General features: G+C 40.3%; 26 protein-coding genes. 23 read left to right on the plus strand and 3 right to left on the minus strand.

Going from position 1 to position 20,295, the window contains the following annotated elements; genetic code table 11:
* Nucleotides 1-13 precede the first annotated feature (13 nt).
* Genes GTO83_RS00500 through GTO83_RS00515 form a run of 4 tightly spaced genes read left to right on the plus strand, consistent with a single transcriptional unit; the run spans nt 14 to nt 2,427 of the window.
* Nucleotides 14-358, plus strand: coding sequence for a BMC domain-containing protein (locus tag GTO83_RS00500; protein WP_180871236.1), 345 nt, complete (start codon nt 14-16; stop codon nt 356-358).
* 12 nt (nt 359-370) lie between these two features.
* On the plus strand, nt 371-1,159 hold the full coding sequence (locus GTO83_RS00505; RefSeq protein ID WP_180871237.1) for a tyrosine-protein phosphatase: 789 nt from the start codon (nt 371-373) through the stop codon (nt 1,157-1,159).
* Between the two features lie 24 nt (nt 1,160-1,183).
* Nucleotides 1,184-1,873, plus strand: coding sequence for a histidine phosphatase family protein (locus GTO83_RS00510; RefSeq protein ID WP_180871238.1), 690 nt, complete (start codon nt 1,184-1,186; stop codon nt 1,871-1,873).
* On the plus strand, nt 1,870-2,427 hold the full coding sequence (locus GTO83_RS00515) for a cadmium resistance transporter (RefSeq protein ID WP_180871239.1): 558 nt from the start codon (nt 1,870-1,872) through the stop codon (nt 2,425-2,427). The genes GTO83_RS00510 and GTO83_RS00515 overlap by 4 nt, the downstream gene beginning before the upstream one ends.
* Here the strand turns inward: GTO83_RS00515 and GTO83_RS00520 are convergent.
* Nucleotides 2,413-2,841: a EutP/PduV family microcompartment system protein gene (locus GTO83_RS00520; protein WP_180871240.1), complete on the minus strand. Its 429-nt coding sequence runs from the start codon at nt 2,839-2,841 to the stop codon at nt 2,413-2,415. The two genes, GTO83_RS00515 and GTO83_RS00520, sit on opposite strands and share 15 nt — an antisense overlap.
* Nucleotides 2,842-2,958: 117 nt before the next feature.
* On the opposite strand from GTO83_RS00520, the gene GTO83_RS00525 reads away from it, so the two are divergent.
* Both GTO83_RS00525 and GTO83_RS00530 read left to right on the plus strand, forming a co-directional pair.
* Nucleotides 2,959-3,414: a flavodoxin gene (locus GTO83_RS00525; protein WP_180872075.1), complete on the plus strand. Its 456-nt coding sequence runs from the start codon at nt 2,959-2,961 to the stop codon at nt 3,412-3,414.
* An 18-nt stretch (nt 3,415-3,432) separates the two neighbouring features.
* Complete coding sequence (locus GTO83_RS00530; RefSeq protein ID WP_180871241.1) at nt 3,433-4,272, plus strand: GNAT family N-acetyltransferase; 840 nt, start codon at nt 3,433-3,435, stop codon at nt 4,270-4,272.
* Nucleotides 4,273-4,340: 68 nt separating this feature from the next.
* On the opposite strand, the gene GTO83_RS00535 is transcribed toward GTO83_RS00530, so the two are convergent.
* A complete protein-coding gene (locus tag GTO83_RS00535) occupies nt 4,341-5,003 on the minus strand; it encodes an NAD(P)H-dependent oxidoreductase (protein ID WP_255463131.1) in 663 nt (220 codons plus the stop codon).
* A gap of 23 nt (nt 5,004-5,026) precedes the next feature.
* Nucleotides 5,027-5,593: a cob(I)yrinic acid a,c-diamide adenosyltransferase gene (locus tag GTO83_RS00540; protein WP_180871242.1), complete on the minus strand. Its 567-nt coding sequence runs from the start codon at nt 5,591-5,593 to the stop codon at nt 5,027-5,029.
* Nucleotides 5,594-5,969: 376 nt separating this feature from the next.
* Between GTO83_RS00540 and cobD the strand changes: the two genes are divergently transcribed.
* The 17 genes from cobD to cbiQ are packed head-to-tail and all read left to right on the plus strand — an operon-like array spanning nt 5,970 to nt 20,289.
* Nucleotides 5,970-7,061, plus strand: a complete 1,092-nt coding sequence (gene cobD, locus GTO83_RS00545; RefSeq protein WP_180871243.1) for a threonine-phosphate decarboxylase CobD — start codon at nt 5,970-5,972, stop codon at nt 7,059-7,061.
* On the plus strand, nt 7,058-8,422 hold the full coding sequence (locus tag GTO83_RS00550) for a cobyrinate a,c-diamide synthase (RefSeq protein ID WP_180871244.1): 1,365 nt from the start codon (nt 7,058-7,060) through the stop codon (nt 8,420-8,422). Before cobD ends, GTO83_RS00550 begins: the two co-directional genes overlap by 4 nt.
* Entirely contained in the window at nt 8,419-9,381 is a 963-nt protein-coding gene (gene cbiB, locus GTO83_RS00555; protein WP_180871245.1) for an adenosylcobinamide-phosphate synthase CbiB, read from the plus strand. Before GTO83_RS00550 ends, cbiB begins: the two co-directional genes overlap by 4 nt.
* Nucleotides 9,382-9,399: 18 nt before the next feature.
* On the plus strand, nt 9,400-10,077 hold the full coding sequence (locus tag GTO83_RS00560) for a cobalt-precorrin-8 methylmutase (RefSeq protein WP_180871246.1): 678 nt from the start codon (nt 9,400-9,402) through the stop codon (nt 10,075-10,077).
* Nucleotides 10,058-11,212, plus strand: a complete 1,155-nt coding sequence (gene cbiD / locus GTO83_RS00565) for a cobalt-precorrin-5B (C(1))-methyltransferase CbiD (protein ID WP_180871247.1) — start codon at nt 10,058-10,060, stop codon at nt 11,210-11,212. The genes GTO83_RS00560 and cbiD overlap by 20 nt, the downstream gene beginning before the upstream one ends.
* Nucleotides 11,209-11,808 (plus strand): cobalt-precorrin-7 (C(5))-methyltransferase, encoded by a 600-nt coding sequence (locus GTO83_RS00570; RefSeq protein WP_180871248.1) that lies wholly within the window; start codon nt 11,209-11,211, stop codon nt 11,806-11,808. The genes cbiD and GTO83_RS00570 overlap by 4 nt, the downstream gene beginning before the upstream one ends.
* Nucleotides 11,801-12,367 (plus strand): decarboxylating cobalt-precorrin-6B (C(15))-methyltransferase, encoded by a 567-nt coding sequence (locus tag GTO83_RS00575; RefSeq protein ID WP_180871249.1) that lies wholly within the window; start codon nt 11,801-11,803, stop codon nt 12,365-12,367. Before GTO83_RS00570 ends, GTO83_RS00575 begins: the two co-directional genes overlap by 8 nt.
* The gene (locus GTO83_RS00580; RefSeq protein ID WP_180871250.1) at nt 12,367-13,128 is read left to right on the plus strand and encodes a cobalt-precorrin-4 methyltransferase; all 762 of its coding nucleotides are present in this window, start codon (nt 12,367-12,369) and stop codon (nt 13,126-13,128) included. The genes GTO83_RS00575 and GTO83_RS00580 overlap by 1 nt, the downstream gene beginning before the upstream one ends.
* Nucleotides 13,128-14,198: a cobalt-precorrin 5A hydrolase gene (locus GTO83_RS00585; protein ID WP_180871251.1), complete on the plus strand. Its 1,071-nt coding sequence runs from the start codon at nt 13,128-13,130 to the stop codon at nt 14,196-14,198. Before GTO83_RS00580 ends, GTO83_RS00585 begins: the two co-directional genes overlap by 1 nt.
* Nucleotides 14,199-14,212: 14 nt before the next feature.
* Nucleotides 14,213-14,938 (plus strand): precorrin-3B C(17)-methyltransferase, encoded by a 726-nt coding sequence (gene cobJ, locus GTO83_RS00590; RefSeq protein ID WP_180871252.1) that lies wholly within the window; start codon nt 14,213-14,215, stop codon nt 14,936-14,938.
* Nucleotides 14,935-15,693, plus strand: coding sequence for a precorrin-6A reductase (gene cobK / locus GTO83_RS00595; protein ID WP_180871253.1), 759 nt, complete (start codon nt 14,935-14,937; stop codon nt 15,691-15,693). The genes cobJ and cobK overlap by 4 nt, the downstream gene beginning before the upstream one ends.
* On the plus strand, nt 15,683-17,068 hold the full coding sequence (gene cobA, locus GTO83_RS00600) for a uroporphyrinogen-III C-methyltransferase (protein WP_180871254.1): 1,386 nt from the start codon (nt 15,683-15,685) through the stop codon (nt 17,066-17,068). Before cobK ends, cobA begins: the two co-directional genes overlap by 11 nt.
* Nucleotides 17,061-17,834 (plus strand): sirohydrochlorin cobaltochelatase, encoded by a 774-nt coding sequence (locus GTO83_RS00605; protein WP_180871255.1) that lies wholly within the window; start codon nt 17,061-17,063, stop codon nt 17,832-17,834. The genes cobA and GTO83_RS00605 overlap by 8 nt, the downstream gene beginning before the upstream one ends.
* Nucleotides 17,834-18,532, plus strand: a complete 699-nt coding sequence (locus GTO83_RS00610) for a cobalt-factor II C(20)-methyltransferase (protein WP_180871256.1) — start codon at nt 17,834-17,836, stop codon at nt 18,530-18,532. Before GTO83_RS00605 ends, GTO83_RS00610 begins: the two co-directional genes overlap by 1 nt.
* Nucleotides 18,533-18,551: 19 nt before the next feature.
* Nucleotides 18,552-19,292, plus strand: a complete 741-nt coding sequence (locus tag GTO83_RS00615) for an energy-coupling factor ABC transporter permease (RefSeq protein WP_180871257.1) — start codon at nt 18,552-18,554, stop codon at nt 19,290-19,292.
* Nucleotides 19,292-19,585 (plus strand): energy-coupling factor ABC transporter substrate-binding protein, encoded by a 294-nt coding sequence (locus GTO83_RS00620; RefSeq protein WP_180871258.1) that lies wholly within the window; start codon nt 19,292-19,294, stop codon nt 19,583-19,585. Before GTO83_RS00615 ends, GTO83_RS00620 begins: the two co-directional genes overlap by 1 nt.
* A gap of 26 nt (nt 19,586-19,611) precedes the next feature.
* Nucleotides 19,612-20,289, plus strand: a complete 678-nt coding sequence (gene cbiQ, locus GTO83_RS00625) for a cobalt ECF transporter T component CbiQ (RefSeq protein ID WP_180871259.1) — start codon at nt 19,612-19,614, stop codon at nt 20,287-20,289.
* The last annotated feature ends 6 nt before the right edge of the window (nt 20,290-20,295 follow it).

Consider the following 20,295-nt stretch of genomic DNA (forward strand, 5'->3'; position numbering starts at 1 on the left):
TGGAGATGTTTTAATGAGCCGTGATATTACAAGAACAATTCAAGAGTACGTACCTGGAAAACAGGTAACTCTTGCTCATATTGTTGCTAATCCTACTCCTGATATCTATGAGAAATTAGGAATTCAAACTCCTAAAAATGCATTAGGGATTCTAACGATTACACCAAGCGAAGCATCTATAATTGCGGGTGATGTAGCAACGAAGGCAAGTAATGTCACCTTAGGCTTTATTGATCGCTTTAGTGGTTCAGTTGTAATCGTTGGTGAAGTATCCGAAGTTGAGTCAGCTTTAAAACAAGTTGTTGCTCGCCTTCATGACTTACTGGGTTTTGATGTTCCAAAGATTACGAGAACGTAGGGAGGTAATAGTGTGGAGAATCAACGACTAATAGAGTTAGAAAATGGCTTTAACTTTAGGGAACTCGGTGGTTATCCTACTTTAGACGGGGCAACTACTAAGTGGCATAAGTTGATTCGAGCTGCACACATGTCGGATTTAAATACCCGAGAATTAGCTTTCCTATATGATTATGGTATTAGAACAGTAATTGATTTTCGATCAAGTTCAGAAGTAGCAACCTACCCAGATCATTTAAGTTCATTCTTTCGATATATAAGAATTCCAGTTTTTGATAATGATATAACAGAAAGTAATGCTTCTGTTGATGAAATTCGTAAATATTTTGCTAGTAGTCCTAAGGCGGGATTTGATAGAATGATGAGAGTTTACCGTCAATTAGTAATTAGTGAACAGTCACATCGAGCTTATCAAGATTTCTTTCGAGCATTAATTTGTGGGGGTTCTATAGGCGGTGTATTATTCCACTGTTCAGCTGGAAAAGATCGTACTGGTATGGGAGCAATTCTATTGTTAAATGCACTTAATGTACCAGAAAAGCAAATTTTTCAGGACTATCTAATGACGAATCGTTATTCGACAAAAAGAGTCCAAGAACGTTTAGACTATGCGAAGAAAGTTAGAATGAACGAATGTTACCTTCAATCAATATGGGATCTTTCTACAGTTAATAAGTTTTACTATGACCAAATTGTTGCATTAGTGAATTATCAATACGGTGGATTTAATACTTATTTAAAAGACGTCATAGGGGTAGAACCATTAGTTATTTCTCAATTGAAGGAACTATATCTTTCTTAGTAAGTGATACTGAAATTTGGAGCTGTGGTAGAACGAATTTTACCACAGCTCTTTTCTGGTAATAATGATAAGTGGGAGTGTAGAGGGATGACAACTTTTTTTCTAATTCGTCACGGTGAAACAATCGCTAATCAGCTTGGTTATATACAAGGAACGATGGATAATAAACTATCATCGCTTACGTTACAGAGCAAACAACAAATAAAGGACTATCAAAGATTGATTCGAGAATTGAAAATTTCATATGTATTTACTAGTCCGTTAATTAGAGCTCGTCAGACTAGCGAAATTATTTGTCAAAAAAGTTCATTGCCTATAGTTAGTGATGATCGTCTAAAAGAAGTTTCATATGGTGAATGGAATGGAAAATTATTAAGTGATTTGAAGAAAAATTATAGTTCTTACATTGATGATGCTACAAATGACCTTAAGCCTTCAGCTAATAGGGTTAATAATGGCGAGCCTTATAATCACGCGAGAAAAAGGATTATTAGTTTTTTTAAAGAGGTTGCAAGAGTAGTTCCGCAAGAAAATGTTTTGGTTGTTACGCATGGCTGGGTAATTAAAACATTTGTTGAAGCGTGTGTAGACTCAAAAAATACTTTGAATTTTAATAATCCAAGTAATTTAAGTTTAACCAAGTTAACTTTAGAACAGGGAAAAAGTCATATTTGCTTCTATAACCGCCAATACGATGTGGAGGTAATTGAATGAATCCATTGTCAATTTTGATGGTTTTCATTAGTGTGAATATAGATACTTTCGTATTCTTATTACCGTTATTGCCCAAAGCGCGAGTAAGGGATGCAATGATTGGTCTAAGTGTAGCGAACCTTTTATTATGGAGTGGTGGTGCCTTATTAGGAAAAACCTTAACTCAATTATTTCCAGATTGGATAACAGGAATCTTAGGAATAGTTTTGATTTACTTAGCTTTTAAAGATGAAGAGAACATAAATAAAGTAAATGCTAATTTTTACCAAATTTTCTTAACTTGCTTAAGCTTGGGAGGAGACAACTTAGCTTTATATATCCCTTGGGCAAGTCATATGTCTATTACAGTAATGTTAGAAGTATCAATCATCTTTATTTTGGCTTCGGTAATTATGGTGTGGATTGGGAAAACTATTCTAGGGTTAAAGAAGGTAACGAATTTGATTGAAAACTATGTAAATTACGGTACTAAGACCGTTTATTTATTAGCTGGCTGTTATGTTATATGGACTAGTGGACTATGGGCAAAATTACTATCGCTATTCAAGCTCTAACCTTAATTTATTGATGTTTTGGTTTGTAACAGCAGAGACTGCAATAGTTTTGGTAACACCTGCTACTGTTAACATTTTGCGTGCATAATCAATATCTTTTGAACTGTTTGCTTTATCAATTTTTGTAATTACTCCTAGAGTTGGTTTAGAAAACATTGAACAAAAGCCAGCGGGATAGATTAATCGTTGATCAATAACACTTTGTAATAGCACTACTAGGTCGGCATCAACGGATGTCATTTGAAGTCGATTTAGCATTTGATGATGTTCCATGTATTCTCCCGGAGTGTCAATAAAGTTGTCGAAAAACTCGATAGCTTGAGTTTTGTTATACTTAATTTCTTGATTCTTAAGCCGTTGGGTCAAGGTAGTTTTACCACTTCCGATTGGTCCAATTAACATGATTCGCTTCATAATTATCACCTCAAGCTAATAATAGCACAATAAAATATAACGATATTGAAGTATTATGAAAGTGCTACCAATGATGATAACTACGATAAAATTAGATTTTTAAAGGTGGATTGAATGATGTTAAAAGCAAATGTGGTTTTTGCAACAATGACTGGTAATAATGAGGAAGTGGCAAATATTGTTTGTGAGGCACTAACCAATAAAGGTGTCGAAGTAAATGAAACAGAAATTTCGCAAACGGATGTTGAAGATTTTAAGCAAGCGGATATCCTTGTTGTTTGTGCATATACGTACGATGAAGGAGCCATGCCAGAAGAGGGAATGGATTTCTATGATGATTTAAAGGAAACCGACTTGACTGGAAAGGTCTTCGGAGTTGCTGGATCTGGAGATAAGTTCTATGGCGAATACTTCAATAAGACAGTTGATCACTTTGACGAAGCGTTTGAAAAGGCTGGCGCTACGCGTGGTGCAGAAAAAGTAAAAATTGATCTAGAGCCGTATGAAGAAGACATTGAACAGTTAACAGCTTTTGCTGAATCGCTAGTTAATATGGTAAATAAAAAGAGTTAGTTCTTTTGGAGGTAGACAATGGTAAAAATTGGGGTTCTTGTAGGGAGTCTAAGTAAACGTGCATTTAGTTTAAAACTTGCACAATACATTACGTATAAAGAGAAAAACTTAGAGATGCTTCAATTAGATTATTCCAGTTTACCACTTTATGATCCGGATATTGATCTAACTAATGCACCGGTAGAATGGGTTGCTTTTCGTCGCGCAGTTAGTAAGGTTAGTGGATTATTAATAGTGATGCCGGAATACAATCTCTCGATTCCTGGAGGATTAAAGAACGCTTTAGATGTCATTTCTGTTCCTAAGCCTGATCTTCCAGCGCAAGGGAAACCCGTATTAGTAATTACGGATTCTTCTGGATCACGAGGTGGAATGTTAGCCAATGCACATTTACATCAAGTGTTACAGAATTTAGGAGCTAAGGTCCTTCCTTCTTATGTCACTGTTGGGAATGTTAACAGTATATTGAAGGAGAATAGGATTACAGATGATTTTGTTGACCAGGCGATTGAAGATCAGTTTAATCAATTTAAGTCAGTGATTTTTAAAAATATTCGAGATCAAAATTCAAAGATTCTCGTTACAGAGAATTATTTGTATGCTAAAACACATTTAGGACTACTTGAGAATAATAAAGAGGTAGGCTGGGCTGATCTAACCTTATTGGAGAATGGGAGCTTTCAAATTGATCACGTAGTTGTTAAACCAGAAGATCGTGGAAAAGGTGTTGCTCAAAGAGTGATGTTGCTACTGCTTAGCATTATGGAAAGCTCAGGGTTAAAAGTAGTACCAAAGTGCCCATTTGCAAGAGATTTCATAAAACAGCATTTTGAATATGAAGAGTTAGCGATTAGATAGGCTTATTTAAAAAACGCGAGGGCGGGAAGAACGTGAGTTTCTTCCTGCTCTCGTGTTTTCCGATAGACCTAAACTTCTTTGTAAATATCGGCTAGTGGCTGTCGAACTTTTGGTTTAATAGGTTGATCTCGGTAGCCAAAGCTAACCATTACGGCGATTTGCCAATGTTCAGGGTCCATGATTTGATGATTTGCCAAGAATTGATTCATTTTTGAATAATTAAATCCTTCAATAGGACAAGTGTCAATGCCTAATTCCGTAGCTGCCGTCATCATGTTAGCCATAGCGATGTAAGCTTGCCGGGTAGCCCATTCAAAGCGTTCCTTAGTTGTATGAATATCTAGATCTCGTTCTTGAAAAACTTTAAAGTGTTGTGACTGTGGACTGTCTGGGGAGTATGGCTTTTGTTTAATATTCATTACTAAATGTTTAACGTAGTCAGCGTCGTAGGATACATCTTTGCGCACCAAGATTAACAAAATTTTATCCGCTCCATCTAGACTATTAATTGCACCCCATGAAAATGATCGGATTGCATCTTTAAGCTTTTTGTTTTTTAAAAGAATGAATCGCCATGGTTCATAACCATAAGAACTAGGTGCTAAACGGCCTACCTGAAGGATTGCTTGCCAATCTTCATCATCAATGTGTTTACTTGGGTCAAACTTTTTTGTTGCGAATCTTTGGTTAGCTATTGCCAAAACATGCTGACGCATTTCTGCTGAAGACAATTTTATTTACCTCTTTTCTGTACCTACCTAAAAACATCTTTGCTATTCCGATAAAGAATATCAGCATGTTGATCCTTCATATTGGCATAACGAGCGGCTGCAAAGAAGTAGTCAGATAAACGATTAATAAAAACTAAGACTTCATCGTTAATCTCGGTTGTATCTTTTAAAGCAACGATATTTCTTTCTACTCGGCGAGTTACGGTTCTAGCGTAATGAAGAGCCGCAGCAACCTGACTTCCACCAGGAAGAATAAATTTTTTTACTGGTGGGACAGCAGCTGTGTACTCGTCGATCTTTCCTTCAAGCCATTTAGTAGGTTTAGCCGCTTCAAAAATAAATGGGTGACGAGGTTCATCTTTGGGGGTTGCTAAGTCTTTTCCACAATCAAAAAGCAATTGTTGGATTTCCTCCAACTCTTCACCTAAGTTCTGAGTTTCACTAGACAAAATTGATTTTGTATATCCGACCCATGAGTTTAGTTCATCAACGTCACCATAGGCCATCACACGAACGTTGGCCTTCGAAAGAATTTGTTTACCTATAATCCTGGTCTGACCTTTGTCACCGGTTTTAGTATAAATTTTCAAAGTGAATGCGCCTCCATTTCTTATCTAATTATGACATTGAAGAGCATTTTTGAGCAATACTTCACGGACATTAGCATATAAAACAAAATCTTGAAATGCTTGAGGTCAAAATAGTTTAATTAGTTAGTTTTTAAATGTCATTTTATTGTTGTTATCAATTGAACAATTATCATTTTATTGAACTATAAAGCGAAAAAATGAAAGATAAATTTATTGTGATTTAAGGATGATAGCGTTTTTTGTTGTTTTGACAGTAAAAGTGTGTACATAAATTACGGGTTATCGGTCAGATATTGTTCCAGTGTTGTGAAAATGGTAACTTTGTATCGTAAATAGTAAAACCGCTTACAACGCAAAGCCACTGGGGGAATATGTAATGAAGAAAACTCATCATGGTGGAAATGTTGATGCCGTTGCACGCCGTTTGGCAATTCAACCTGATCAATTGCTAGATTTTAGCGCTAACATTAATCCTTTTGGGTATCCGATGTCGCTAAAAGCTGATTTAGTTGCAGCCTTAGATCTTCTTCCACAATACCCAGATCCTGAATACTACAATTTAAGACAAAGTATTGCGAATCATTACCAACTTTCAGCTGAAGAGGTCCTAGTTAGTAATGGTGGGGCTCAAATGTTAGATGAAGTTATTCGGGCGCTTAGTCCAACGGCTGGCCTGGTTTTGGCCCCGACTTTTGGAGAATATGAACATTATTTTAGTCGGCTCAAAGTGCCAGTATATCATTTCCATTTAAAGCCACAAACAGAGTTCAAATTTGAGCTCTCGGAGTTAATTGATTATTTAGAACGTCACCCCCAAATCGATGTCCTCTGTTTAACCAACCCTAATAATCCGAGTGGGGGATTAATTACGAATTCTGATTTACGAGCTTTAGCGGATTATTGCCATCAAAGTCAACGAAAATTAATTTTAGATGAGGCTTTTGTTGATTTAACCATTCCGCAAGTTAGCTCCTTCATTACTCAGTTAAATTCAACTGATCCAATAGTGGTGGTGCACTCGGTTACCAAGTTTTATGCAATCCCGGGTTTGCGATTAGGGTATGCAGTTACCAAGGATCAAGACCTACTCCGCGCAATTCAACAGCAACAAAACCCTTGGTCAGTTAACGCCCTAGCAGATGTGTTTGGTCAACAGATGTTTGATCAAAGTAAATTTCAAGTCCAAACCCGTCAATGGTTGGAAGATACTCAACCAAAGTTAATGCGAGCGCTAAAAGCATTTCCAGCGTTGCATGTTTTTCCTTCACACACTAATTTTATTCTTTTCCAAGTAGCGTTGACAGATCTCCGTGAACGGTTATTAAAACATCGCATTATGATTCGACAATGTGATGATTACGAAGGGTTAGATAAAACTTACTACCGGGTTGCCGTCAAAAGTGAAGCCAATAATCAAATCCTGGTTAATGCCTTAGGACAAGTTTTGAAGGAGGCCAACTTAGTATGAAAAGTTTTGTGATTGCTGGAGTAACGAGTGGTTCAGGAAAAACAACGGCTACTTTGGGGATACTTGCTGCGTTACAAAAAAAATATCAGATTCAGTCTTATAAGATTGGCCCCGATTACGTTGATACCAAGTTTCATACCCGAATTACAGGACGACCTACCCGGAACTTAGATAACTTTCTTGTTCCGGACCCAACTGTTTTAAAATACCTGTTTACCAGGTCTACGAATGATGTCGATTTGGGAATTGTCGAAGGTGTAATGGGACTTTACGATGGCTTAGGAACCGATAAGGATGCGGCGTCAACTTCTAGTATTGCCAAGCAACTTGGTTTACCGGTTGTATTAGTAGTTAACGCTAAGGCCACCTCAACTTCGGCAGCGGCGATTGTGAATGGTTTTGTAAATTTTGATCCAGACGTTAAGTTTGCGGGAGTCATTGTAAATAACGTCATGGGCGAAAGCCATTATCAATTGGTTAAAGGGGCGATTGAACGGTATACCCCGCTAAAGGTCTTTGGCTATATTCCTAAACAGTCGGAAATGTCATTGCCATCACGGCAACTGGGATTAGTTCCGGATGCTGAGATTACTTCAATTGATGAAAAGATTCAAATGATTGCCCAAGCAGTGGAAGAACACATTGACTTAGATCAGTTAATTGCGGCTGGGGCTGAAGTTATGGAAACTGAGCTAGCCTTGTTTACTAGCCAACAGTACCATCTCCGACTAGGGATTGCCCAGGATAAGGCCTTTAACTTCTACTATGCGGATAATATTGACCTTTTAAACCGGCTAGGGGTTGAATTGATTCCTTTTAGTCCGATTAAGGATCAACAATTACCGGACGTTGATGCCCTCTACTTAGGTGGGGGGTATCCCGAGGAATTTGCCAAGGAGCTTGCTGCTAACCAGGCGATGCGGTCAGCAATTTTAGCTTTTTCTCAAGCTAATAAGCCGATCTACGCTGAATGCGGGGGCCTAATGTATCTTGGCAAAGAGTTAGTTTTTAACGATCAAGTTTATCAAATGGTGGGGGTTTTTGATGGCCGAAGCGTAATGACTAAACGTCTAAAAAAGTTTGGCTACTGTTTAGCTCAACCGCAAACAACAACTTTACTTGGTAAAGCGGGAGTTATCCTTCGAGGGCATGAGTTCCACCATTCAGTTTTTGAGCCGTTAGATGAACAATTACAGCCAGTAATGATGATGCAAAAGGTTCGAGATCATCAAGTTGTCGATACATGGACAGGTGGTTATCAAGTACGACAGACCTTTGCTAGTTATCTCCATGTTCATTTCTACCAATCACCAGATCTTTTGCCATTCCTACTTACACAGTTAGGGGCTGATCGGCAATGACAACATTAATGATGGTTTTCATCGCCCTAATTTTAGATTTGATATTGGGTGATCCCCACGCTTGGCCTCACCCTATCAAACTAATTGGTCATTTAATTACTTGGCTAACGAAGCATTTAAATCGACCGGAATGGTCAGCAAGACAGCGGAAGCTAGCCGGGGGCTTGACTTGGTTAATTACGGTTGGGTTAACGGTTCTCGTTAGTGGCGGACTACTTTGGTTAGCGAACTTAATTAGTCCAATCCTAGGTTTTATCATCGGAACGTATTTAACTTACACTTGCTTATCAGCTCGCCAACTAGCAATTGAGGCTGAGAAAATTGGTAAGAGTATTGATTCGGGCAACCTAGAAATAGCGCGGCACCAAGTTGGAATGATTGTTGGTCGAGATACCGATCAATTATCAGCAGAAGCAGTTGTAAAGGCAACGGTTGAAACAGTTGCTGAAAATACCAGTGATGGCGAAATCGCTCCTTTGATCTTTTTATTGATCGGGGGGCCAGTCTTAGGGCTAGCCTATAAGGCGGTCAACACCCTCGATTCAATGATTGGTTACCGTAACGAAAAATACCGGGACTTTGGAATGGTGGCTGCCAAGCTTGATGACGTGGTGAACTATCTTCCTGCCCGGATTACTTGGTTACTGCTTTTAATTAGTAGTTGGCTATTGCGAACGGACGTTAGAGAAGCCCTAAAAGTTGGTGAACGCGATCGCAAGCAACACCTTAGCCCAAACAGTGCTTTTAGTGAATCAGTTGTTGCTGGGGCACTTCACTTACAACTAGGCGGGCCACATTATTATTTTGGTCAACTAGTTGATAAACCATACATCGGGGATGATTTTAAAGTAACTGCAACTACAAGACATTTAAGCCAGACAATTCAGATGATGTATATGGCAACGGGAATTGGTTTCGTAATACTAGGTATTCTCCGTTGGCTAGTCGTTAAGGGTTAAAAGATTTGAGGAAAAATTATGAGAGATTATATTACAATTCCCCACGAAATTACAGATAAGAGTTTTCAATTAATTCAAGAAGAAATTGATCGGATTGCGCCCGGATATGAGTTCGAAAGTCCCCTCCAAGAGGCAGTTATTAAACGAGCAATCCATACCACGGCCGATTTTGATTATCTACAAAATTTGAAATTTACGCATAATGTTTTAGCGGTATTAAAAGATGTTCTGGAAAATCAGGGAAGTATCTATACCGATACTACGATGGCGCTCTCTGGGATTAATAAGCGGCGTCTTGATAAATTAGGAGTTAGTTACCAATGCTTAATTCGAGATCCGCGGGTTATGGACTTAGCAAAGGGGAAAGGGATTACTCGATCGATGGCCGCCATTGAAGTTGCAGCCCAAGATTCCCGACCCAAAGTCTTCGTGGTAGGGAATGCGCCAACAGCGCTTTACAAGATTCTCGATATGCATGAGACAGGTCAACTTGATCCGGCCGCTGTGATTGGGGTGCCGGTTGGTTTTGTAGAAGCAGCTGAAAGTAAGGAAGCCCTATTCCAGTCTGAGATCCCTTCGATTGTTGCTCTTGGTCGGAAGGGTGGTAGTAATTTAGCGGCTGCCCTACTAAATGCTGTGATGTACAACATGGATATTGAGAAATTAGGTGACGAATATGGCCGTTACACCAAATAACAATTCCGATGAAAACTTTGTTTACTACAACGGTCGTAAACTTCGGAAAGGCTTTACCACTGGAACAACTGCTACCGCAGCAACGGTAGCGGCCTTACGAACAGTTTTAAATCAGGAACCGCAATCGACAGTAACTGTTAAGGCAGCCAACGGGAAAGTAGCAATTTTCGATGTTGAACAAACCGATTTTGATAAGCAGTCAGCATCCTGTGGGATTCGAAAAGATGGTGGCGACGACCAAGACGCCACCCACGGAACTTTAATTTTTGCTACCGTTACCCTCCGTAAGGATAACAAGATTACCCTTGACGGTGGAAAAGGAGTTGGTCGAGTTACTAAAGAAGGTTTGGCCAATAAACCGGGAATGCCGGCAATTAATCCGACGCCATGGCGAGTAATTACTGAGGCGGCTCGGAAAGAACTTGGCGATGATCGGGGAGCTGATATTGTGATTTCAGTTCCAGAAGGGGAGCGGATTGCTAAGTTAACTTACAATCCGAAGCTCGGAATTGTTGGGGGCATTTCGATTCTTGGTACGAGTGGTGTTGTTACTCCAATGTCTGAAGAAAGTTGGAAGCATTCAATTTCAATTGAAATGAACATTCACCGCAAGCGGGGCGATGACACCTTGGTTCTAGTTCCTGGAAACTATGGCGAAGATTTTGCTAAAGAAAATTTAAAAGTTCCTGGAGAAAAGATTGTCCAGATGAGTAACTTTGTTGGCTATGTTCTTCATGAAGTCCAACGCCTTGGTTTTAAAAAGCTTTTGATCGTTGGCGACCTCGGTAAGATGATCAAGGTTTCCGGTGGGATCTTCTCGACCCATAGTAAGGACGCTGATGCCCGGGCCGAAATTATGGTGGCAAACTTAGCTCTCTTAGGGAATGTGCCAACTGAATTCTTGCGGGAAATTTATGGCTCCTTAACGACCATTTCAATGATTAAAAAGATTGATGAAGCGGGGTATCAAGCTGTTTATCAATTAATTGTCGATAAGATTAAATTACGGGCCGAAAAGCTCCTAGCGCACCGGGAACCGAGAGTTGAAATTGATGCCGTAATCTTTTCCCGAGAATCTGGTTTCTTGGCAGCAACAAAACCGGTTGCTGAGCTACAAAAGGAGTGGGGCCAATGATTACCGTTGTCGGGATTGGGCCCGGACGTAATGATTTGCAGTTAAAAGGGCTCAATCAATATTTAGCACAGGCGACGTTAGTTGTCGGTTCGAAACGGCAATTAACAACGATGCAGGTACCAAAGGAGAAGGCTTATCCCTTACCCCGCCTAGCGACACTTAAAGCGGAATTAGTAACCAAATTAGATGAAAACATTGTAATTCTTGCATCGGGAGACCCATTACTCTATGGAATTGGGACATGGGCAATTCATAATTTTCCAACCGGGAAGGTTAAAGTTGTTCCGGGAATTAGCTCCATGCAATATTGTTTTCACCAGTTTGGATTGTCCATGAATGACTGTTACTTTACGAGCAGTCATGGACGGCGACCAGATTTTGATTTCTTACTGGCTCATGAAAAAGTAGCTATGGTAACAGATAGAGAGTTAGGACCTTATCAAATTGCCCAAGAAATTTTAAAGCGTGGTCAAAAGCGGCGTTTATACATTGGAGAAAACTTAAGTTATCCAGATGAAAAGTTAACAAATGGTTTAGCCGATCAGGTTCAAGATCGTGAGTATGGATTAAACGTGGTGATTATAACAAATGCGTGATGAAGAATTTTTACGGAATAAAGTTCCGATGACTAAAGAAGCTGTGCGAGCAATTAGCATTGATAAGCTAAATCTTTGGCGAGCTAGTTCAATGCTTGATATTGGTGCTGGAACTGGCAGTATTTCAATTCAAGCGGCTCGTGAATGGTCAAACTTGGCGGTTACGGCGATTGAGCGAAATCCGGATGGAATTGACATTATTAATCAGAATTTAGCTAAGTTTGGTTTAAAAAATGTCAACTTGATTCAAGGGAGTGCTCCCGAAGCATTACCTGATCAGCAGTTTGATGCCATTTTTGTAGGTGGGACGGGACCAAACCTCCAACCGATTATGGAGTATGCTTGGCGCCACGTTCGGCCAGGAGGTGCCGTAGTACTGAACTTTATTTTATTAGAAAATGCCCTAGAAGCAGAACGCTTAATGCAAGTAACCGGCTTTAAGATGGTTGAAATGACGGAAGTGGCGGTTGCTAAATGGCATGCCTTGGGGAAAGGACACTACTTTAAACCAAACAACAAGACGATGATTTTAAGTGGAATTAAGGAGGAACAAGAATAATGGCAATTGTAAGTTTTATTGGAGCCGGTCCTGGTGACAAAGATTTAATTACTTTAAAAGGTTATCGAGTATTAGCGGCCGCTGATGTTGTAATTTATGCTGGTTCATTAATTAATAAGGCTTTACTTGATTACTGTAAAGAAGGGGCTGAGCTTTACGACAGTGCCAAGATGACCTTGGATAACATTGTTGACAAGATGGAAGAAGCTACTAAGGCTGGTAAGCCAGTAGCGCGGCTTCAAACTGGTGACTTCTCAATTTACGGTTCCATTCGGGAACAAATCGAAGAAATGACTAAACGGGGAATTGAATATGAATGCATTCCTGGGGTTAGTTCATTCCTTGGGGCAGCCTCATCAATGGGGGTTGAATACACGGTTCCAGAAGTTTCGCAAAGTGTTGTGATTACGCGGATGGCGGGACGGACCCCGGTACCAGAAAAGGAATCCCTCCAATCATTTGCTCAACACCAAACGTCGATGGTAATTTTCCTTTCAGTTCAAGGAATACAAAAAGTGGTTAAACAATTGGTAGATGGTGGTTATCCAACTTCAACGCCAGCAGCCGTAATTTACAAGGCTACGTGGCCAGAAGAAAAAGTTGTTCGGGGAACCTTAGCTGATATTGCTGAAAAGGTACATGAAGCTGGAATTACGCGGACGGCTTTAATCATGGTCGGTAATTTCTTGGGCGATGAATACAATTACTCGCACCTTTACGATGCGGCCTTTAGTACGATGTACCGGAAGAAGAGTAAGTAATGGATACTAAATTCGCCATTATCGCGCTAACTAAACAAGGGAGTGCTACCGCTCGAAAGTTACAAAAGGTTTTACAAGCTAAAGCAATTAATTCGCAAATTTATGTTTCTCAGCGATATGCCCAATCGGTTGAAATAACTTTTGGTAAAGGAGAGTTTCAGCCAACCTTGCATCAATTATTTACAACGTATGATTGTGTAATTTGCATTATGGCAACGGGAATTGTAGTTCGTTCAATTGCCCCGTGGGTAAAAGATAAACGGATTGATCCAGCTGTAATTGTCATGGACGAGCAGGCAAATCATGTTATTAGTTTACTGTCGGGCCATATTGGTGGCGCTAATGAATGGGCACATTTGATTGGCGAAGCGATTGGAGCGGACCCAGTAATTACTACGGCTACAGATACGGAAAATGTCCAAGCGTTAGATATTTTAGCTAAGCAGTTACATGCATGGTATCCCAATTTTAAGGAAAATACGAAATTAATTAATGGTCGCTTGGCCGCCCATGAACCAGTAAATATTTTCATTGATTCGAAATTCTCAGGGCAAGTTGATAACTTACGTGGGTTTAATTTGGTTAACGATCTTAACCAGGCCCCGACAGATATTCCGTTAGTGGTAGTTTCTGACCAAGATACGCTACCGAAATTTTCGCAAGTAATTCCAGTAATTCCCCAGCAAAACGTCTTGGGTGTGGGATGTCGGAAAAACGTTCCTAATAAGATGATGCAAGAAGCTTTTTTTAAGTTTTGTCAGCAACAACACTTACTATGGCAATCATTTGCGAAGGTCGCTTCGATTGATATTAAGCAACATGAAGGGGCAATCCAGTACCTTGCACAAACCTTGGGAATTCCGGTTGAGTTTTATTCCGCAACGGCGTTACAAGCGGCTAGCAAGAATTATCCCGGTTCGACTTTTGTAAAAAAGACGGTTGGCGTTGCCAGTGTTGCCTGTGCAGCAGCTGATGTCGCTAGCGGCCGGCAAACAGCAAGTAAAAGGTTTGTTGAACAAGAAGTAACAATGGCAGTTAGCCAATTATCACCAGCAGAATTAGCAAAATAATAGGAGGAACAGATATGTTATACGTAGTTGGTTTAGGACCAGGTTCAAAGGATTTAATGACGCAAGAAGCTCGCAATGTAATTGAAAAGACTAACATCATTGTTGGATATGCAACTTACATGCGACTAGTTGAAGACATGATCGAAGGTAAAGAAATTGTTGTTACTGGGATGCGGGGTGAAATTGAACGGTGTAAGCGTGCAATTGAAATCGCCAAAACTGGAAAAGACGTTGCAATTATCTCAAGCGGGGATGCCGGGGTCTATGGTATGGCCGGTTTGATCATGGACTTAGTAGCTAAGCAAGATGCACAAATTGATATCAAGGTCATTCCTGGTGTAACGGCAAGTATTGCTGCTGCTGCCCACTTAGGAGCACCTTTAATGAATGATTTCTGTCATATCAGCCTTAGTGACTTAATGACGCCATGGGAAGTTATTGAAAAGCGACTTCACGCAGCAGCACAAGCCGACTTTGTAATTTGTCTTTACAATCCACGGAGTAAGGGTCGTCCGCACCACTTACGGAAGGCCTTGGACATTATCTCTCAATACAAGTCAGAAGACACGGTTGTCGGGATTGGTAAAGATGTTGCTCGGCCAAAAGAAATTGATGAAATTACCACGATTAAGGACTTGGATGAAACCGAAGTTAACATGACCTCAATTGTTATTGTTGGGAACAAGGAAACTTATGTTGATAACGGTCGGATGATTACACCACGGGGTTACCAACTATGATTCTTCTGTTAGGTGGGACAAGTGAAAGCTTAGAAGTGGCAGATTATTTAAGTCAAGTAAAACTCAAATTTATGGTTTCCGTTATTAGTGATTACGGAGCAGAGCTAGCTCAACAACATGCGGACCAAGTCATTAAAACCGTATTTACACCAGAAAGCCTTGCGGAATTTTGCCAGACTAATCAAGTTAGCTTGATTTTAGATGCCACGCACCCATTTGCCCGGGTAATTTCCCAAGAAGCAATGAATTGTGCTGCTCAACTGGGGATCAAGTACTTACGTTTTGAACGCCCTTCTTTGTTTGAAAATGTCAAGAATTTAGTTCCGGTTACTTCCATGAATGAGGCAATCACTTATTTAAAATCAATTGAAGGTACGATCTATCTTTCGACAGGTAGTAAGACAGCCCCCGATTACGCAACTGCATTAGGCGTTGAGCGTTTACACGTTCGGGTACTACCAACTACACGAGTTTTGGAAAAGTTAACTAAAGCTGGCTTTATTGCCTCCCAGATTGACGCGATTCAAGGGCCATTTAGTAAAGAATTGAATATTGAAATGTTTAAGCATGCGCAAGCTCAAGCCGTTGTTACCAAGGAAAGCGGGCGGCAAGGAGGAATTCAAGAAAAAATTACTGCTTGTCAAGCTCTCGACATTCCGTGTGTGATTATCCGGCGACCAGCAATGGACTATCCGGCAGTGGTTAAGGATGTCTCAGAATTAAAACAAACCTTGGAGGTAAACCATGACAGGTAAGGTGTCATTACTTGGGGCAGGACCAGGAAATCCCGAATTACTTACAGTCTTAGGCCAAAGACGGCTAAAAGAAGCGGATGTGGTTTTCTTTGATCGATTAGTAAATCCCTCGATATTAGCCTTGGTAAACGCAACGGCTGAGTTAGTTGATGTCGGTAAGTTACCTAAATTTCATAAAGTTAGACAAAGTAAAATTAATGAACTCTTAGTTGGGTATGCACAAGCGGGGAAACAAGTTGTCCGCCTAAAGGCTGGTGATCCATATGTTTTCGGTCGAGGTGGTGAAGAAGCCCAAATATTAAGAAAAGCTGGAGTACCGTTTGAAGTTATTCCTGGAATTACCAGTGCGATTGCAGGATTAGCAGCTGCCGGAATTCCAATTACCCACCGGGATTTCGCTTCTAGTTTTCACGTTATTACGGGCCATCACCAAAAAGACGGTCGCCAGATTGATTGGGAAAACGTTGCCCATCAAGAAGGAACATTAGTCTTTTTGATGGGGATGGCAGCTCTCGATGAGATTTGTGCGGAGTTAGTTAGTCATGGTAAAGATGTTCAGACTCCAGTGGCAATTATTCAATGGGCAACCCAATGGCGCCAAAAGCAAGTTGTCGGAACTTTAGGTAATATTAGCCAATTAGTTCGAGAAAACCAACTTGGGGCACCGGCGTTGATTGTTGTAGGGGATGTTGTAAAGCTTCAACGAGAGTTAAAGCCAAGCTTACCACTAATGGGACGCCATCTATTAGTACCAATTTCAAAAACCAAACGACTTTTTCACGCTCTCCAGGACCAAGGAGCAACGGCGGACTTTTACCCTCGTGCTCAGCTTAGCCCGACTGGAATTGAAATTCCAAAGTTAACTGACTATCAAGCAATTGCCTTTGATAGTATTAGTGCCTTTCGGACCTTTACGTGGCAATTAACTCAAACTGGGCAGGATCTACGGAAGCTAGTCGGCTTGACGATTTTGGTGCCAAACCAAATGATTGCTACGCATATTAAAGCCTTGGGGATTATTCCATCAGTTGCTTCAGAATATGATGGGAAACTTTTAGAGCTTGGAATTGATAAGCAACTGTTTACAAATAGTGATTTTGTTCCGCTTTTTGATGCCAAAATGGGAGCTACATGGTTCCAACAAACTTTAGCAGATTTCGATGGGATTATTTTCCCAAGTACGGCGAGTGTAAGTGATTTTCAATCAGTATTGAGTGAGCAACAGCAAGAGGAAATGCCAAAATTAATCGTTTTTGCAATGGGAGCGACCGTTGCGGAGGCTGCCAAGCTAGCTGGGTTTGAACAAGTAATTGAATGTCCGACTAAGACAATCCAAACAATTGCTAAGGTGCGGGAGGTTTTAACAAATGAGTAAGCAGGCGATTTTGGCGGTTAGTTTTGGGACAACGTATCCGGAGACGCGTTCGAAGACGATTGAAGCAACCGTTGAAAAAATCCAAGCGACTTATCCAAAAGCAAAGGTTGTACAAGTATTTACTTCTCGGATTGTCCGGCAACGTGTGTTAGTAAACGAACAACTAGTAGTTGATTCGCCAGAAGAAGCTTTAAAAAAGCTCCTGGCTGCTGGTTACCATGAAGTATACATTCAATCATTACACTTACTTCCAGGATGGGAATATCAGTTACTAGTTAAATTAGTAAAAAAGTATCGGGATGATTTTGACATTCTCAAGTTAACGCAACCGTTATTGGCCGACTATAACGATTTTAAAAAGGTAGTTAAATTTCTAAAGCAACAAGAAGCCATGTTAGCACCAGATGAGGCTCGAGTCTGGATGGGGCATGGTAGTAGTCATAGTTGTTTTACTAGTTATGCTTGTTTGGACCACATGTTAGCAGGAAGTAGAAGTTTTGTCGCAGCGGTTGAAAGTTATCCTAATTTAGATCGTGAAGTAGCAGATCTTAAAGCTACGGGGGCAACGAAGATAATTCTTCAGCCACTAATGTTAGTTGCTGGGAACCATGCTCATAATGACATGGCCCAAGGTCCGGATTCTTGGCGAGCCCAATTGGAAAAGCTAGGTTATCAAGTTGAAGCCCGTTTTAAAGGATTAGGTGAGTATACCGCGATTCAAGAGGTATTTGTGGATAAACTCAAAGTAGTAATGGAGGAAGAATAATGGCAAAGTTTTGGGGAATTGGTGTTGGCCCGGGCGATAGTGAACTACTAACGGTTAAGGCTGTTAATGCCATCAAAAAACTGGACATTCTGTACGCTCCCCAAGCACATAAGGGAGGTCCAAGTGTGGCCGAGAAAATTGCTGCTCCTTACCTAAGTGAAAATTTAGAGATTAAGCGACGGCATTTTCCAATGGTTAAGGATTGGGAAGTTAAAGCGAAGGCTTGGCAGGCGATTGCCAACGAAATTATTGCCGATGTTAAAGCCGGTAAAGAAGTAGGCTTTTTAACCCTTGGTGATACGTCCGTTTACAGTACCTACAGTTATATTGCTGAAATGGTGGCTGTTCAAGTGGAGGTGGAAACCATTGCGGGGATTGCTTCCTACACTCAAATTGCGGCCAACATGTCAGTACCGTTGATGTTAGACGAAGAATCATTAGCAATTGTTCCGGCAACAACAAGCGAAGAACGGTTAGCTCGGATTATTGATGATCATGACAATGTGGTGATTATGAAAATAGCAACCGGTTTGGGAAAGGTTTACCGCATTTTGAAGGAACGGCGTCTTTTAACTAGTACTACGGTTGTTACTAATGCCACGATGGAAGGTCAAGTTACTAAAAGGCTAAGCGAATATTCACCAGATGCAAAACTACCGTACTTCACAACGGCATTACTCAAGAAAAAGCCTTATTAAGGTTGGAAGGAGAGAATAAATGCTAAGAAGTAAACGTTTAAGGAATTTCTTGATTTTGATGTTACTAGGCTTTGGTTATACAGTGTTATATCCAGTAACGGCCCATGCAATGCATATTATGGAAGGGATGATCCCGCCGGCTTGGTGTATTTTCTGGTTTGTGGTTGCTGCTCCGTTCTTCTTGTATGGTCTGTATCGGTTACACAAAATCGTTAATTCAAGTGAGCCAAATGCCAAGGTTATGCTAGCCCTATGTGGAGCCTTTGTCTTTGTCCTTTCTTCGCTTAAATTACCGTCAGTTACCGGATCTTGTTCTCACCCGACGGGAGTTGGTCTGGGAACGGTGATGTTTGGACCAGGCGTAATGGCGGTTATCGGAGTAATCGTCCTACTCTTCCAGGCGATTCTCCTTGCCCATGGAGGGTTAACAACGCTAGGAGCAAATGAAACTTCAATGACGATTGTTGGACCGATTGTCGGTTTTGCGGTCTATAAACTTTGCCGGAAGTTGAATGTTAACCGATCAGTTTCATTATTCTTATGTGCAATGTTAGCTGATTGGTCAACGTACATTACTACGGCTTTCCAATTAGCCATTGTTTATCCGGATCCAAACGGTGGCTTTGTGGCGTCACTAATTAAGTTTCTGGGGATTTATGCCGTTACGCAAATTCCATTAGCAATTGCTGAAGGGTTCCTAACCGTCATTGTTTATAACCTTGTAATTAGTAATGATCTTTGGAAGGAGACGGCACTCTAATGGTAAAAAAAACTAAAATAAATTTGGTCTTATTGGTATGCACAATCATTTTAGTTGCGTTCCCGTTATTATTTGTCAAGGGTGAATTCAGTGGAAGTGATGATCAAGGAACAGCAATGATCCAAAAGCTAAAACCCGGCTATAAAGCATGGGCACATCCCGTTTGGACGCCACCGTCGGGAGAAATTGAAAGTTTAATCTTTACTGTACAAGGCTCTTTAGGAACCGGGATTATCTGTTACATTATCGGATATGCCCATGGGAAGAAAAAAGCCAAGCAACAAAAACCGTAACCTAAAAATAAGTGGAGGGGGAAAACATGCTGAATATCGACAAATATGCGTATGGTAGTCGAATTGCTAATTGGTCACCAATGACGAAGGCGTTATTGTGGTTAGTCGGCATGGTAGTAGCATTTCAACCCTTTGAATTAGTAAAACCAGTTGCTTTTATTATTGTTGCTGGCATAACGATTTGGTTAACTCGGATTTCTGTTCGGCGTTACTTACATTGGTTTTACGTTATTTTGCCATTTTTGTTACTTAGTATCGTCGGGATTGTTTTTACGATTAGTAATAGTAAAACTAATTTAATCGCTCCGTTACCAATTTTTGGCACTTATCTTGGGTTATCCAAATCAATGCTACCGCTTGGGATTAAAGTCGCATTACGTTCATTGACAGCAATTGCTTGTACGTATTGGTTTGCCTTGTCAACGCCATTTGTCCAGGTTATTCAGGTTCTTAAGAAACTACATTTACCCAAGGCGATGATTGAAGTCACCATGTTAATGTATCGATTTATTTTTATTTTTATTGATGCCTTTGAACAAATATATCGAGCACAAAAATTGCGCTTTGGTTATGATTCAATGGGGCTAATGATTCAATCATCTGGGATTCTAGCCAAAATGCTATTCGAACAGGTAATTATTAACTACCAAATGATGACTAAAGCGTTGGATGCCAAATTATACGATGGTGATTTTTATGTTTAGGGGATG

It is taken from the genome of Lactobacillus sp. 3B(2020) (assembly GCF_013487845.1).
GTDB lineage: Bacteria > Bacillota > Bacilli > Lactobacillales > Lactobacillaceae > Limosilactobacillus > Limosilactobacillus alvi.